This window comes from Montanilutibacter psychrotolerans (assembly GCF_003719825.1).
GTDB lineage: Bacteria > Pseudomonadota > Gammaproteobacteria > Xanthomonadales > Xanthomonadaceae > Montanilutibacter > Montanilutibacter psychrotolerans.
The window spans coordinates 33,413-49,104 of the sequence record NZ_RIBS01000001.1 but is presented as its reverse complement, the minus strand read 5'-3'; the positions used below and the strand labels follow the sequence as shown (position 1 = coordinate 49,104).

Annotated in this window: 13 protein-coding genes; 2 read left to right on the top strand and 11 right to left on the bottom strand. The window is 67.3% G+C overall.

The genetic code is table 11. The features are described from left to right. Nucleotides 1-157 precede the first annotated feature (157 nt). The 6 genes from EER27_RS00200 to EER27_RS00175 form a co-directional block, all read right to left on the bottom strand. Nucleotides 158-1,153 carry an AAA family ATPase gene (locus tag EER27_RS00200; RefSeq protein WP_123086027.1) on the bottom strand — a complete coding sequence of 332 codons (996 nt, stop codon included), beginning with the start codon at nt 1,151-1,153 and terminating at the stop codon, nt 158-160. A gap of 186 nt (nt 1,154-1,339) precedes the next feature. Next, a complete protein-coding gene (locus EER27_RS00195; protein ID WP_123086026.1) occupies nt 1,340-3,295 on the bottom strand; it encodes a type IV pilus secretin PilQ in 1,956 nt (651 codons plus the stop codon). A 15-nt stretch (nt 3,296-3,310) separates the two neighbouring features. Then, nucleotides 3,311-3,865: a pilus assembly protein PilP gene (locus EER27_RS00190; RefSeq protein ID WP_123086025.1), complete on the bottom strand. Its 555-nt coding sequence runs from the start codon at nt 3,863-3,865 to the stop codon at nt 3,311-3,313. A gap of 1 nt (nt 3,866) precedes the next feature. Continuing rightward, complete coding sequence (locus EER27_RS00185) at nt 3,867-4,553, bottom strand: type IV pilus inner membrane component PilO (protein ID WP_123086024.1); 687 nt, start codon at nt 4,551-4,553, stop codon at nt 3,867-3,869. Next, entirely contained in the window at nt 4,550-5,356 is an 807-nt protein-coding gene (locus EER27_RS00180; protein ID WP_123086023.1) for a PilN domain-containing protein, read from the bottom strand. The genes EER27_RS00185 and EER27_RS00180 overlap by 4 nt, the downstream gene beginning before the upstream one ends. Then, on the bottom strand, nt 5,356-6,414 hold the full coding sequence (locus EER27_RS00175; protein ID WP_123086022.1) for a pilus assembly protein PilM: 1,059 nt from the start codon (nt 6,412-6,414) through the stop codon (nt 5,356-5,358). The genes EER27_RS00180 and EER27_RS00175 overlap by 1 nt, the downstream gene beginning before the upstream one ends. A 222-nt stretch (nt 6,415-6,636) precedes the next feature. On the opposite strand from EER27_RS00175, the gene EER27_RS00170 reads away from it, so the two are divergent. Beyond that, a complete protein-coding gene (locus EER27_RS00170; protein ID WP_123086021.1) occupies nt 6,637-9,177 on the top strand; it encodes a penicillin-binding protein 1A in 2,541 nt (846 codons plus the stop codon). A gap of 82 nt (nt 9,178-9,259) precedes the next feature. Then, complete coding sequence (locus tag EER27_RS00165) at nt 9,260-9,916, top strand: hypothetical protein (protein ID WP_123086623.1); 657 nt, start codon at nt 9,260-9,262, stop codon at nt 9,914-9,916. Nucleotides 9,917-10,067: 151 nt separating this feature from the next. Here EER27_RS00165 and EER27_RS00160 read toward each other — a convergent pair whose 3' ends face one another. The 5 genes from EER27_RS00160 to recG all read right to left on the bottom strand — a co-directional run bounded on the left by EER27_RS00160 (nt 10,068) and on the right by recG (nt 15,627). Then, entirely contained in the window at nt 10,068-11,369 is a 1,302-nt protein-coding gene (locus EER27_RS00160) for a citrate synthase (protein ID WP_223807095.1), read from the bottom strand. A 238-nt stretch (nt 11,370-11,607) separates the two neighbouring features. Then, on the bottom strand, nt 11,608-11,853 hold the full coding sequence (locus EER27_RS00155; RefSeq protein WP_123086019.1) for a type B 50S ribosomal protein L31: 246 nt from the start codon (nt 11,851-11,853) through the stop codon (nt 11,608-11,610). A 115-nt stretch (nt 11,854-11,968) separates the two neighbouring features. After that, nucleotides 11,969-12,904, bottom strand: a complete 936-nt coding sequence (locus EER27_RS00150; RefSeq protein ID WP_123086018.1) for a nucleoside hydrolase — start codon at nt 12,902-12,904, stop codon at nt 11,969-11,971. Nucleotides 12,905-12,911: 7 nt separating this feature from the next. Continuing rightward, on the bottom strand, nt 12,912-13,493 hold the full coding sequence (locus tag EER27_RS00145; RefSeq protein ID WP_190285575.1) for a DUF4166 domain-containing protein: 582 nt from the start codon (nt 13,491-13,493) through the stop codon (nt 12,912-12,914). Between the two features lie 16 nt (nt 13,494-13,509). Continuing rightward, nucleotides 13,510-15,627, bottom strand: a complete 2,118-nt coding sequence (gene recG / locus EER27_RS00140) for an ATP-dependent DNA helicase RecG (protein ID WP_123086016.1) — start codon at nt 15,625-15,627, stop codon at nt 13,510-13,512. Nucleotides 15,628-15,692 lie beyond the last annotated feature (65 nt).

The following is a 15,692-nucleotide window of genomic DNA, read 5'->3' as shown; positions in this document are numbered from 1 at the left end:
GCGATGGCGCCCGATGGACAGCCCCTCGCCACGCGGAGGCGCCCGGTCGTCGCAACGAGCGTGGCCACGCGGTGCAGTCAACCGCCGCACCGTCGATGGTGGGTGGCCGCCGCCACGTCATGCGATTGCCAGTGCTGGCGCGCATCGATGACTCCCCTCACGGTAACGGCACGCGGGCCAGCAACTCGGCGACCAGCCGGTCGCCATCCCACCCTTCGGCGGTGGCCTCGTAGCTGGGCAGGATGCGATGGCGCAGCACGTCCGGAGCGATCGCGCGGACGTCGTCGGGGGTCACGTAGTCGCGCCCGGCCAGCCAGGCGTGCGCGCGAGCGCAGCGCTCGAGCGCGATCGACCCGCGCGGGCTCGCGCCCCACGCAATGCGACGCGCCAGCGCGGCGTCATACCGCGCGGCGTCGCGCGATGCCAACACGAGTTCGATCAGGTAGCGCTCGACGGCCGGCGCCAGGTGCAAGGCCAGCACCGCCGAACGCGCGGCGAACACGTCATCGAGCGGAATCCGCGCGAGCGCCGCGGCGGGCGTGGCATCTATCGCGTTGCGTGCGCGCTCGCGCACCAGTCGCAGGATCTCCGCCTCCGCGGCGGCCTCCGGGTAACCGATGCGCACGTGCATCAGGAATCGGTCGAGCTGGGCCTCCGGCAACGGAAAGGTGCCTTCCTGCTCGATGGGATTCTGCGTGGCCATCACCAGGAACAGCGGCGGCAGCGGATAGGTCGCGCGGCCGACGGTCACCTGGCGTTCGCCCATGGCCTCGAGCAGGGCCGATTGCACCTTGGCCGGCGCCCGGTTGATCTCGTCGGCGAGCAGGATCGGATGAAACACCGGGCCGGGCTGGAACTCGAAGCGTCCGTCCTGGGGGCGCCAGACTTCGGTGCCGGTCAGGTCCGCCGGCAGCAGGTCGGGGGTGAACTGCACGCGCGCGAAATCGGCTTGCAGGCGCGCCGCCAGCGCGCGGATCGCGGTGGTCTTGGCCAGGCCTGGCGCGCCCTCGACCAGCAGGTGGCCATCGGCCAGCAAGGCCACCAGCAACCTTTCGACGAGCGCGGCCTGGCCGACGATCTCGGACGAGAGGTCTTCGCGCAGTCGCGCAAACGTTGCGTGCAGGTGCGGCGACGCGATACGTGGTTGGTCCATCTCGGCCTCGAGGTCTGCGGGCGAATGAGTTTGACCCAAGTGCCCCGCCAAGGTTCGGCGGCCAAGTGTGCCGTTCAGCGCAAATCCACGCGCGAAACCGGCCGCCGGCGCACAAAGGGAATACGGGGCCGCCAAAACGACACGGGGGCCCGAAGGCCCCCGTGCTGGATCGTTGAAGCGCGTCGGTCAGCGTTGCGCGACCTTGAGCACCTTCGGCGTGACCATGATCAGCAGCTCAGCCTTGTCGTTCGAGCGGGCCTTCTTCTTGAAGAGATTGCCCAGGAACGGGATGTCACCCAGGAACGGCACCTTGGTGACGTCGCTGGCATTGCGGAACTCGTACACGCCGCCGACAACCACCGTCTGACCGTCCTCGACGAGCACCGCGGTGTTGACCGTACGGGTGCTGATCAGCGGAAGCTCGGTACCACCGGTGCCCTGGACGGTACGCTCGAGCTCGTCCTTCTTGACGATCATGTTGAGGAACACGCGGCCGTCGTTGGTGATGGTCGGGGTGACCTTCATCTCCAGCACGACCGGCTTGAACTCGATCGTGGTGGTGGCGACACCGTTGGCGATCTCGACCGTCTGGTACGGAATCTCGCGGCCCTGGCTGATGATCGCTTCACGCTGGTTGCTGGTGACGATGCGCGGGTTCGAGATGACTTCGCCGCGACCTTCTTCCTGCAACGCCGACAACTCCACGTCGAGAGCGTAGCCGGCGTTGAGGATCGCCAGGGCGATCGAGCCAGCCGGATTCGCCACGCCCAGGTCGGTCATCAGACCCCGGGTGAGCACCGGCAGTACACGCGGTCCGCCAGTGTTGTTCCTGTTCTGGTTGGCTGCGTTGACGAAGGAGTTCTGCGTCGTGACGTTGTTGGCAACGGTGCTGTTGAAGTACGCCTTGCCACTGTTGGTCACGCCCGACAGGCCAAACTTGGCGCCAAGCTCACGCGAGAAGCTCTCGTTGGCGACAACCACGCGGGCCTCGATGACCACCTGGTCGACCGGACGGTCGATCACGTGGATCAGCTCCTTCATCTGCGTGATCTTCTTCGGGATGTCGCTGATCATCAGGGTGTTGGTGCGCTCGTCGGCGACGAGGCGACCACGCGGCGAAAGAAAGCCGCTGTCGACGTTACCGCCCGTGCCGGCACCCGCACCGCCGCCGATGCCCTTGGCTTCGGTCAACGCTTTGAAGATCGCGGTGGCGTTGTGGTAGTTGATCTGCACGTACTCGGTGACGAGGTCGACGCGGTTGTCGATCGCGATGCGCGCGTCTTCCCTGTCCTGCTCGTACTTGGCGATCTCTGCCTGCGGCGCCACCCAGATCACGTTACCGCTGCGACGCTTGTCGAGGCCCTTGGCCTGCAGCACGATGTCGAGTGCCTGGTCCCACGGCACGTTGATCAGGCGCAGGGTGACGTTGCCGGTAACGGTGTCGGCAGCGACGACGTTGAGGCTGGATTCCTCGGCCACCAGCTGCAGCACCGTACGGACGGGCACATCCTGGAAGTTGAACGTGACCGGACGGCCGCTGTAGCTCTTGGTGCCGCCCACCGCATCGGAGGTGCCATTGGAGCCCGATGCGCCGACCGCGCGACCCGCCGGAGCTGCCGCGCGCGGCAGGATCTCGACGATGTACTCGCTACCGGTCTGGTAGGCCATCGACTCGTAGTTGCCGCTGGTGTCGAGCACCAGCTGGGTACCCCCACCGCTGGCGCGTGCCTCGATCTGCTGCACCGGCGTCGCGAAGTCGCTGACGTTGAGCGGTCGCTGCAGGGACGCCGGCAACTGGGCGTTGCCCACGTTGATGACGACCTTGGAACCCTGGTTGCGCAGGTCCGGCGCGGCACCTTCGCCGCTGAACTTGAGCACCAGGCGGCCCGCACCGCCGTCGCCGCGCTTGAAGTCGATGTTCGACACGGAGATCGCGCCGGGCACCTGCTTGGCGGGGTCGACACTGGCAGCCGGCGCGACCTGAGCCGCGAATGCCGAAGCGTGGACGGCCGAACCCGCCGGCGTACCGGCGTGGACAGCGCTGATGGCTGCCATTGCGCCTACCAGGAGCCCAACGCTCCCGTTGCGCAACAGCAAGGGGCGCCGGGCAGGCCGCGATCGTGTGGCATTGAATACGGTCATCGTGCTATCCCCCAATCAATTATCTTCTAACGCGACGGTAGCCGGACGTTCCAGCCAGCCACCCGCGCCATCCGGCACCAGTTCCACCAATTCGATGCGATCCTCGGAGACGGCGGTCACTCGACCGTCGCTCTGTCCCAGGTATGCACCGGGTCGTACTCGATAGGTCACCTTGTCGGGTGCCATGACCAGCGCGACTACCCCACTTCCCTGGCCGAGCGTGCCAACCATGTCGAGGCTATCGAGCGGAAACTGCTCGAGGGTTTCCTTGCGACGCGCCGAGTCCGGACGCGGTCCACCGCCGCCACCGTCATCGGTGAAGGCGCGACTGAAGGGATCGCGCAAGGCGTAGGCGGCGTACTCGAACGTCTCGAACTGCTGCATTACCGGCAGCGATTCCAGCGGTGGAGCCGGCTTGGCCTTGATCTCTGCGACGTAGGTTTCGAGGTTCGGCGCATCACCCGGGGTGCTGGTGACACCGCGGGAGCAACCGGCAAGCGCCAGCAGCACCGACAGCGCCAGGAGCGGGCGCGCGAGTGGAAACCCGCGGCGTACGGTCAAGTCATGCATCTCAGGTCCCCCCCTGGGCGGGCGCGGCTGGCTTGCCCGCAGTAGCATCCGCCTTCTGCTGTTCAGCCACTTCGTCTTCGTCGAGATAGCGGTAGGTCTTCACCGTACCGGCCAGTTCGAGCGGGCTGTTCGGGGTGATGCCTGCGGCAGCGTCCTTGGCACGCGGCTTCAGCGAGATGTCGTGCATCGTCATGATGACCACGCGCGGCAGCGACGCCACGCCGCTGACGAAACCGCCGAACTGGTGATAGGTACCCACCATGCGCAGCGCGATCGGCTTCTCGGCGTAGAACTCCTTGGGCTGCTCCGGACCGGGCTGGAACAACTCGTTGGCAATGCCGGTAGCCAGGGCGGTCTGCGAGATGTCGACGATCAGGTCGGGCATTTCGGTCTTGCTGGGCAGCTGGCGCAGCATCTGCTGCAGCTGCTGCTCCATCTGCACGAGCTGCAGTTTCAGCGGCTCGAGATTGGCGGCGCGACCCTGCTTCTTCTCGAACTCTTCGCGCAGCGTGGTTTCCTGACTTTCGAGGCCTTCCAGCTCGACACGCTTGTCGGCGACGAACAGGTACCAGGCCAGGCCGATGATCAGCAGACCGATCAGCACGCAGAAGCCGATCTTCGCCTGGCGCGGCCAGGCACCGATGTTATTGAAGTCGAGGTCCCTGAGCGAAATCTTCTTCTGGCTCACGAGGCGGCTCCTTTTTCAGGTGCGGAGGCCTGCTCCGGCTTCGGGGCCGCAGGTGCTGCGGGTGCGGGTGCGGTCGGGGTGGCCGATGCTGGCGCGGTGCCCGGCGCCGCCGGTGCCGTGCCGCTGGCCGGGGCCGCGGTGGTGCCGGCCGGAACGACCGGTGCCGTGCCATCGGCCGGAACCAGCGGAGCGTTGTCGGTCGTGGCGACCGGCGCGGCAGGCGCATCCGGTATGCCGTCGCCGTTCTCGTCCTTGGGCGCGTTCGGGTTGGCCAGCTTCACCTTCAGGGCGTACACATACGGCAGGCCCTTGTCCTCACCCTTGGCCTCGATGATCGACAGGTCCGGCTTGGTCATCCAGCCCGAGCTTTCGAGGTTGCGCATGTACGTACTGACGCGTGCGTTGGACTGCGACCGACCTTCCAGCGTCAGGATGTCCGCTTCCTGCTTGATCGAGGTCAGCACCACGCCATCGGGAATGGTGCGGACCAGCGAGTCGAACAGGTGGACCATCTGCGAGCGGTTGGCCTGCAGCTGCTCGATGACTTCCTTGCGGGCCAGCAGCTTGGCCTTCTTCTTGTCGAGTTCTTCGATCTCGGCAATCTGGGTGTCGAGCTGCTTGATCTGGTCGGTGAGGTACGCGTTGCGATCGTTCTGGCCGCTGATCTGGCCGTTGTAGAAGCTGATGATGAGGAACGAAACCAGGACGGCGGCAATTGCCGACGCGCCGAGCATCGTCGCGAATTCCTTCTGGCGCTGCTTGCGCCGCTCAGCCCGCCATGGGAGCAGATTGATCCGTGCCATCAGTCGAAGCTCCTCAAGGCAAGGCCGCAAGCGATCATCAGGGCCGGCGCATCCTGAGCCAGTGCGTGCGCCTGCACGCGCGGACCGAGGGTCATGTGCGCCAGAGGATTGGCGATCATGGTCGGCACGCCGAGCTGCTCCTCGACCATCTGCGCGATGCCCGGGATCGCGGCACAACCGCCCGCAATCACGATCTGGTCAACTCGATTGAACTCGCTGCCGGCGTAGAAGAACTGCAACAGGCGACTGACCTGCTGGACCATCGCCTCCTTGAACGGCTCCAGCACCTCGGCCTCGTAGCTCTCCGGCAAACCGCCCTGGCGCTTGGCCAGTCCGGCTTCCTCGTAGCTGAGTCCGTAGCGCCGCATCACTTCGTCGGTGAGCTGCTTGCCGCCGAACACCTGTTCGCGGTTGTACAGACTGCGACCGTTACGCAGGACGTTGAGCGTGGTCATGGTCGCGCCCGAGTCGATCAGGGCGACGATGCCGTCACGCGGGCTGGTCAGCTGGTCGGCCAGCAACGCGAACGCGTTCTCGATCGCGAACGCCTCGACATCCATGACCCTGGGGGTCAGGCCGCCGAGCTCGAGCGCGGAAGAGCGCAGCTCCACGTTCTCGGCGCGCGAGGCGGCGAGCAGGACCTGGACGGACTCTGGATTATTCGGCATCGGGCCGAGCACCTCGAAATCGAGGTTCACTTCCTCGATCGGGTACGGCACGTAGTTGACGGCTTCCAGCTCCACTTGGGCCTCGAGCTCGTCGCCTTCGAGATCGGCGGCCATCGGGATCACCTTGGTGATGACCGACGAACCAGCGACCGCGGCAGCGGCGTGCTTGGCCCTTGTGCCCGAACGCGAAACCGCGCGTTTGATGGCTTCGCCGACGGCCTCGACCTCGACGATGTTTTTCTCGACTACCGCATTCGGCGGCAGCGGCTCAACCGCATAGTGTTCGACGCGATAGCGGTTGCCGGCCCGGGAGAGCTGCAAAAGCTTGACTGCGGTCGAACTGATATCCACGCCGACCAAGGCCGACTGGCTTTTTGTGATCACGCCCACGATTTTCTCCCCATGCCACAATCGCTTACGAGCAATTAGTGTGGCCCCGCCTTAAATAACGGACTTTTTACAGGGTGGCAACCACTTCTTTTCGAAAATGCCGACCCGTTCCACCTTCCCCAGCCCTAACGCCACCTTGCCTCGCTTCCGGACGCATGCAGCCCTTTAGGCGCGGTCATCTATACTCCACGCCCACTTCAGCTGCAATCGGAACCCGCTTCGATGCCACGTATTCGTCGGTTGTTGCGCTGGGCCTTGTATTCGATCATCGGCCTGGCCCTGCTCGGCGCCATCGCGATCGGCGCACTCTATTACCTGATCGCGCCCAAGCTGCCCGATGTCGAGACGTTGCGTAGCGTCGAGATGCAGGAGCCTATGTACGTCTATGCGCGTGACGGCCGCCTGATGGCGCTGTTCGGCGAGACGCGTCGCTATCCCATCAAGATCGAGGACGTCCCGCCGCGGCTCAAGCAGGCTTTCCTCGCCGCCGAGGACGCGCGCTTCTACGAGCACAACGGACTGGACTTCAAGGGCATCGGCCGCGCGGTCTGGTTGCTGGCGACCACGGACGGCAAGCGCGTCCCGGGCGGATCGACCATTACCCAGCAGGTGGCCCGCCAGTTCTTCCTGAGCTCGGAGTACAGCTACACCCGCAAGTTCGCGGAGATGCTGCTGGCGCTGCGGATGGAGCGCGAGCTCAGCAAGGACGACATCTTCGAGCTGTATCTCAACAAGAGCTTCTTCGGCAATCGCGCCTACGGCGTCGGTGCCGCGGCCGAGTTCTACTATGGCAAGAAGCTGGGCGAGTTGAGCCTGGACGAAATGGCGTCTCTGGCCGGCATTCCGAAGTTCCCCTCCAGCGGCAACCCGCTCAACAACCCGGAACGCGCGAAGGAGCGCCGCGACGACTACATCCTGGCGCGCATGGCCGGACTGGGCTACATCACCCCCGCCGAGGCCGCCGCGGCGCGCGCCGTGCCGATGCACGCCAGCCCCCACGAGCGCCCGGTCGAGGTGTACGCCCCCTACGTGGCCGAAATGGTGCGTCAGGAGATGATCGAGCGCTTCGGTCCCGAAGCACTGACCAAGGGCTACCACGTCTTCACCACCATCGACCCGACACTGCAGGTGGCGGCCGACAAGGCCGTGCGTGATGGCCTGCAGGTGTACGACGTTCGCCATGGCTGGCATGGGGTCGAAAAGCACATCGACCTGGCCGCCGGTGACGACGCCAAGGCCGCCAGTGCGCACCTGCGGGGCAACCCGCCGCAGGCCGACATGCTGCCGGCCATCGTGCTGGGCAACGACGGCACCCGCACCACCCTCGCCCTGGGCGATGGCAGCCAGATCGAACTGGGCAACGGCGATGGCTTCGGTGGCCGCAGCCCGGCCAGCCTGGTCAAGCGCGGTGACATCGTGCGTGTTCGCCGCGTGGAAGCCGTGCCCAAGGAAGGCGAGGCCGCACCGGCCGTGGCCATCGTGGTGCCGGCGTCCGAGGCCCGCTACAAGCTGGTGCAGATCCCGCAGGCACAGGCGGCGCTGGTGTCGCTCGAACCCCACAACGGCGCCCTGCGAGCGATCTCGGGCGGCTTCAGCTTCGCGGGCAACAAGTTCAACCGTGCCACCCAGGCGCGCCGGCAGCCCGGCTCGAGCTTCAAGCCTTTCCTGTACTCGGCGGCATTCGAGCGTGGCTTCAACCCCGCTTCGATCGTGCTCGACGCCCCGGTGGTGTTCAAGGATCGCCGTGGCCATCTCTGGCGGCCTCAGAACGACAGCGGCAACTTCGCCGGTCCGATGCGCGTTCGCGAGGCGCTGGTGCAGTCGCGCAATCTCGTGTCGGTGCGCCTGCTCGATGCGATCGGCGTCGACTTCGCTCGCAAGTACATCAGCAACTTCGGCTTCGAGGAGGCCAGCCTGCCCCCGAACCTGTCGATGTCGCTGGGCACCGCCTCGCTGACTCCGCTGTCGGTCGCGCGCGGCTACTCGGTGTTCGCCAACGGCGGCTTCCGCATCACCCCGTGGTTCATCGACGAGGTCAAGGACCGCGACGGTGCCGTGGTGTTCAAGGAAAAGCCCGCCACCGCCTGCCCGCAATGCACGCCCACCGGCGCGGGCAGTGCCGCCGCCGCGGCGCGCAGCTCGACCGTGGTCGACGGCTTCAACCTGGGTAACGACCCCGGCGCCGGCGCGCCCGCCGCGCGCCCGGTCACCGCCGAGGCGTCCAAGCCCCGGCCCACGGCCACGCCGCTGGATCCGGCCACCACCGTGCTCGCGCCTCGCGCGATCGACGGCCGCATCGCCTACCAGCTGGTGTCGATGCTGCGCGACGTGGTGCAGCGCGGCACCGGCACGGCGGCCAAGGTGCTCGGCCGCGAGGACGTCGGTGGCAAGACTGGTTCGACCAACGAGCACCGCGACGCGTGGTTCTCCGGCTTCGGTGGCCCGTACGTGACCACCGTCTGGGTCGGTCGCGACAACTACAAGTCGCTGGGCTACCGCGAGTACGGCGGCAAGGCCGCGCTGCCGATCTGGATCGACTACATGCGCGTCGCGCTCAAGGACCAGCCGATCACGGGCAATGAACCGCCCGAAGGCATGGTCAGGGTCGCCGTCACTGGCAATGGCACGCTCATCCCGACCGGCGAAGGCGGCATTGGCGAATGGGTCAAGGCCGAGGACCTCGAGCGCATGGAAAGCTACGTCGACTACGGTCCTGAACAGTCCGACCCGGCCCAGCAGGAACAATCGTTCGATATCTTCTGAGCCGTGCTAGCTTCGCGTGGCCGGTCCCCGCGACCGGCCACCGGCGGGTGGCACCGCCGACGCGCCCGCCGCGGAGGACGTCATGCCGCACCATGCCCAGCTGCACGCACTAGCCCGAACCCGCGAACGCCGCCATCGCCTCGCCCATGAGGCCGCGCGCCTGATGGCCGAAAGCGGCATCCGCGACTTCCACCAGGCAAAGCTCAAGGCCGCCCAGCGGCTGGGCATCTTCGACGATGCTTCGCTGCCCCGGAATCGCGAGATCGAGGAGGCACTGCGCGAGTACCAGCGCCTGTTCCAGCGCGACAACCTGGAAGGCCTGCGCCTGCGCCGCGAGGCGGCGCTTCGGGCGCTGGAGTTCTTTGCGGAGTTCTCGCCTAGGCTCGTCGGCCCGGTGCTGGAAGGCACGGCCGACGGTCGCAGCCCGGTGGCCCTGCACCTACACTGCGACGACCCTGACGCGATCGCGCGGTTCCTGGCACAGCACCACGTCCCGGCCGAAGCGCGTAGCCGCCGCGTACGCCTGGATCGCGAGCGCAGCCTGGACCTGCCGGTCTGGCTGTTCAGTGCCGAGGACTTCACGTTCGACCTGACCGTGCTGCCGCACGACGTGCTGCGCCAAGCCCCGCTTTCCGGAATCGACGAGAAACCGATGCGACGCGCGTCGGCAGCGCAGCTGCGACAGCTGCTTGCCGACGAGGAAATCGCCGGCTACGAATCCCAACACGCGACGGACTGAGCGGGCCGGACTGAGCGGGCCGGCCCGTGCTGTCGGCCGGCTAGCGCAGGACGACCATCGCCACTCCCACATGCGACGAAGCCGCGGACAGGCCGCGGCTTCGTTGCAATCATCGACCCGCCAGAACGTGCCGGCAGGACCGTCGGCAGGATCAGCGCTTGTCGATGCCCACGTAATCGCGGTTCGCCGAACCGGTGTAGATCTGGCGCGGACGGCCGATCTTGTTCTCCGGGTCTTCCTGCTGCTCCAGCCAATGCGACACCCAGCCGGCGGTGCGTGCGATGGCGAACATCACGGTGAACATCTCGACCGGAATGCCGAGCGCCTTGTAGATGATGCCCGAGTAGAAGTCGACGTTCGGGTAGAGCTTGCGCTGCACGAAGTATTCGTCCTGCAGAGCCGCCTCCTCGAGTTTCATCGCCACGTCGAGCAGCGGGTCGCTGACGCCGAGCTGGCCCAGGACCTCGTGGGTCATCTTGCGCACCAGCGCGGCGCGCGGGTCGTAGTTCTTGTAGACGCGGTGGCCGAAGCCCATCAGGCGGAAGCCCGACTCCTTGTCCTTGGCCTTGTCGATCGCCGACTTGACGTTCTCCGGACGGCCGATCTCGGCGAGCATCTTGAGCACGGCTTCGTTGGCACCGCCATGCGCCGGGCCCCACAACGCGGCGACGCCGGCGGCGACGCTGACATACGGATTGGCACCGGTCGAACCGACCAGGCGCACGGTCGAGGTCGACGCGTTCTGCTCGTGGTCGGCGTGCAGGATGAACAGCAGGTCCATCGCCTTGGCGGCCACCGGGCTGAGTTCCAGCGGCTCGCTCGGCACTTCCTTCAGCATGTGCAGGAAGCGCGTGGTGTATTCGAGGTTGTTGCGCGGATAGCGGATCGGCCAGCCGATCGAATGGCGGTAGCAGGCCGCGGCGATCGTCGGCACCTTCGCGATCAGGCGGATCGCGGTCATGCGCCGCTGCTCCGGGTCCTCGAGGTCGAGATCGTTGTGGTAGAAGCTCGCCAGCGAACCGAGCATGCCGGTCAGCATCGCCATCGGGTGCGCGTCGTGGCGGAAGCCGCCCAGGAAGCTCTTGAAGGCCTCATGCATCATCGTGTGATGCGTCACCTCGTGCTCGAACTTCTCGAACTCGCCGGTGGTCGGCAGTTCACCGTTCATGAGCAGATAGGCGACTTCGAGGAAGCTCGACTTCTCGGCCAGCTGTTCGATCGGGTAGCCGCGATACAGCAGCACGCCGGCATCGCCGTCGATGTAGGTGATCGCCGACTTGCAACTGGCGGTAGCGGTGAAACCCGCATCGTAGGTGAAGCAGCCGGTTTCCTTCGGCACCTTGGCGATGTCGATGCACGGCGCACCCAGGGTCGGGTGCAGCACGGGCAGGACGATGTTCTTGTCGCCAGCGGCCAGGGTGACCTGGTCAAGGCCAGTCTTGTTGTCGGACACGAAGCACTCCTCAGTCGGCATGCCGCAGGGGTGGCCGCGGCAAGGAGGGGAAACAGGGAACCGCGGGTTTACCGCGACACTGAATTATCGCACAACGACCTGGAGCGAACGCTCGGACTTTGGTCGTGCAATGGGTAGTCCGCGGAGCAACGATGCCTCGGCGAACCTTGCTCCGTCGGCTCCGGAAACGACAACGGCCGCCTTTCGGCGGCCGTCATGCGGAACACTTGCGGCGCGATTACTTCTGCGCGTAACGCTTGCGGAACTTGTCCACGCGGCCGCCGGTATCCATGATCTTGTGCTTGCCCGTGTAGAACGGGTGCGAGGCCGAGGAGATATCGACCTTGATCAGCGGGTACTCGTTACCGTCTTCCCACTTGATCGATTCCTTGCTGCCAAGGGTCGAGCGGGTCAGGATCTGGAATTCCGTGGTGACGTCCTGGAACACGACGTCGCGGTATTCGGGATGGATGCCGGCCTTCATGGCATGTACCAATGTTATGCGGGAGAGCTGGGCAGTATAACGACCGCTCCGGCGCGTCGCAAGCCCTGCCCCTTCCCCCGCTCTCTCCGGCCCGCCCGAGGCCGTCCCGACTGGCTCAGACCGCCGCCAGCGCGGCACGCACCAGCCTTTCGAAACGGGCCTGGTCGTACTTCAGCAGGATCCGCGCGTTGTCGGGCGCCCCGTCCTGGCGGAGCCAGTCGACGATCGTGGCGCCGCGGGTATGTCGCCCCTCCAGCTCGACGGCGACGGGCCGCGACTCCACCTCGACCGCGCCCTCGGGCTGCAACGCGTAGGCCATCGCCAGGCCGTCGGCCGAATGCCAGTGGTCGCCACGGCGATCGGCCGACCACTCGCGCGTCTTGCGCGAAATGGCCTCGTAGAAGCGCGCCCGTTCGCTGTCGGCGGCCAGCCAACCCAGCACCTCGTCGTGCAGCAGGCCGTGGGCGATGGTGGCCTCCCAATCGGCCAGGTCGAAGTGCGGGAATGCCGACAGCACGATGTGCGCGGCCTCCGGATCGAAGGCGATGTTGAACTCGGCCGCAGGCGTGATGTTGCCGTGCGCCGTCACCGCGCCGCCCATCACCACCAGCCGCGCGACGCGCGACGGCAGGGTCGGGTCCAGCTTGAGGGCCAGCGCGATGTTGCTCAGCGGACCGAGGGCCACCAGCAGCAACTTGCCGGCGTGTTCGTGCGAGAGGCGCAGGATCGCCAGCGCGGCGTGCTCGTTTTCCGCGGCGCGGGTGGCCGGCGGATAGCCGATGTCGCCGAAGCCGTCGCGACCGTGCACGTACGCCGCGTCGCGCGCCGGATGCAGCAGCGGTTCGGCGCAACCGGCGAACACCGGCACGTCGACGCCTGCGACTTCGCACAGCTTCAGCGCGTTGGCCACGGTATGCGCCAGGCCGACGTTGCCGGCGGCGATGCTCAACCCGACGACCTCATGGCGCGGATCGTTGAAGGCCATCAACAGGGCCAGCGCGTCGTCGACGCCTGGGTCGGTATCAATCAGCAGTGGGATGCGATTTGTCATGGCCCGATTATGCGTGGATCGGCTGGTCGCGGTACGGGGCCGCACGCAAGGCGCCTTCGTACCGTAGTACCTCGCCCAGCGGCCAGAGCGAGAACGCCACGCCGAAGCGATAGCGACCGGCCTCGTCGATGCGCTTGCTGGCGTCGGCGCGCGGGAACAGCCACAGGGGCAACGGCAGGCCACGCACGTCCACGCCCAGCAGGCGCCATCGCCAGCCACCGTCGGCCACGTCCACGGCCAGGCGCATGCGCACCGGCCCCGTTGTTTCCACCCAATGCCCCTGCGGGAAGCGACCGACGGGACGAAACACCGAGCGCAGCACGCTGCCATCGTCGAAGGTCCGGACCCAGTGCATCTCGACGTCGTCGTGGTGGATCCGCACCTCGATGCCGCGGGTCGGGCGGTCGAGCGGGATGCCCAGCCGACGCCCCAGGCGACGTCCGAGCACGCCCGCCAGTCCCCGACCGGTGCGGATGGCGACGTCGCCCCGCAGCGTGCCGCCATCGCGGTGAAGCGCCTGCAGCAACGGGTGCAACCGGTCGAAATGCGCGCCGAACCAGCGCGTGGTGGCGTTGCCGCGATCGGTCATGGGCGTAGTGGCGACTTCATGCTGACGCATAGCGCGCGGCGCCGCCCACCCAGCGCGCCACGATGCGGGCGGCCAGTGCCGGGGAGTCCGCCAGCAGCCGTTCGCCCAGCGCCTGCACTTGCGGCAGCAGGTCGGCATCGCGTGCGAGATCGGCGACGCGGAACCCGGCGATGCCGGTCTGGCGCGTGCCGAGCAGTTCGCCCGGACCACGCAGTTCGAGATCCTTCTCGGCGATCACGAAGCCGTCGTTTGTTTCGCGCATCGTCGCCAGGCGCTGCCTGGCCATCTGCGACAGCGGTGGCTGGTACAGCAGCACGCAACTGGAGGCCGCACTGCCGCGTCCCACGCGCCCGCGCAGCTGGTGCAACTGCGCCAGGCCGAGGCGTTCGGCGTTCTCGACGATCATCAACGACGCGTTGGGCACGTCGACGCCGACCTCGATCACCGTGGTCGCAACCAGCAGGTCGATCTCGCCTTCCTTGAACGCGCGCATCATCGCCTGCTTTTCCGCCGCCTTGAGGCGGCCGTGCACCAGCCCGACGCGCAGTCCCGACAACTGCCGCGACAGCTCCTCGAACGTGGACTGCGCGGCCTGCGCCACGACTTCGTCGGACTCGTCGATGATCGTGCACACCCAGTACGCCTGGCGGCCTTCGGCGCACGCGGCGCGGATGCGCTCGACCAGTTCGGGGCGGCGTTCGGCACTGAGCGCGACGGTCTGCACCGGTGTGCGACCCGGTGGCAGTTCGTCGATCGCCGACACGTCCAGGTCGGCATACGCCGCCATGGCCAGCGTGCGCGGGATCGGCGTGGCCGTCATCACCAGCTGGTGCGGCACCACCGCGTCGGCACCGACCGTACCGCCGGCGCCCTTGTCGCGCAGGGCCAACCGCTGGTGCACGCCAAAGCGGTGCTGCTCGTCGACGATCGCCAGTGCGAGATCGGCGAACGCGACGCCTTCCTGCATCAACGCGTGCGTGCCCACCACCACCTGCGCCTCGCCGGACGCGACCTCGGCAATCACCTTGGCGCGCGCGCGGCCGGTCACCTTGCCCGCCAGCCATGCCACCCGCACGCCGAGCGGCTCCAGCCACGCGCGCAGGTTGCCCAGGTGCTGCTCGGCCAGCAATTCGGTGGGCGCCATCAGCGCCGCCTGGCGGCCGTCCTCCACGGCGAGCATCGCCGCCAGGGCCGCGACCACGGTCTTGCCGCTGCCGACGTCGCCCTGCACCAGCCGCAGCATCGGCGACGGCTTGCGCAGGTCGGTGCGGATCTGTTCGAACACGCGCTGCTGCGCGCCGGTCAACCGGAACGGCAGCGCGTCGCGCAGCTTCCTTGCGAGCGTCAAGCCGCGCAGCGAACGTGCCGCGTGCGCCTGCTGGGCGATGCGCTGTCCGCGCAGGCTCAGGTGGTGAGCGAGCAGTTCCTCCAGGGCCAGGCGCCGTTGCGCGGGATGGCGTCCGGCCAGCAAGGCGGCGATGTCGCTGTCCGGCGCGGGCCGGTGCACGGTGAGCAGCGCCTCGCGCAAGGTCGGCAACTGGAAATGGCTCAGCAGCGACTGCGGCAACAGCTCCAGCGAATCGTCGTCAGGCAGGCGCTGCAACGCCTGGTCGATCAGCCGCCGCAGCACGGTGGTGCCGACGCCGTCGATCGTCGGATAGACCGGATCGAGCTGGTCGCCGAGCACTGTCTCGACGGCATCGTCGAGCACGCGGTAGCTGGGGTGCACGATCTCCAGGCCGTTCTGTCCCGGCTTGGGCGTGCCGTAGCAGCGCACGCGCGCGCCCGGCGCGAACTGGGCAACCTGCGCGGCGCGGAAATGGAAGAAGCGCAGCACCAGGGTGGCATGCGAGTCGTCGCAGATCGCCACGCGCAGCATGGGCCGGTAACGGAAGCCGCGCTCGACCGCCTCCACCCGACCTTCGACCTGCGCCGCAACACCCGGCTGCAACGCGCGGATCTGCGTCAGCCGGGTGCGATCCTCGTACTGCCGGGGCAGATGCAGCCACAGGTCCTGCAGGGTCGACAGGCCGCGCGCGGCAAGCTTCTCGGCCACGGCCGGGCCGACCCCACGGAGGCGGTCCAGCGGTTGCATCTGAAGATCGACGGTGACCCCGTCCTTGCGCATCGGCATCGTGCAAGGATGCCGTGATCCCCCGCAAACGAAAACCCCGGCAGTTCGCACTGCCGGGGTTGCGT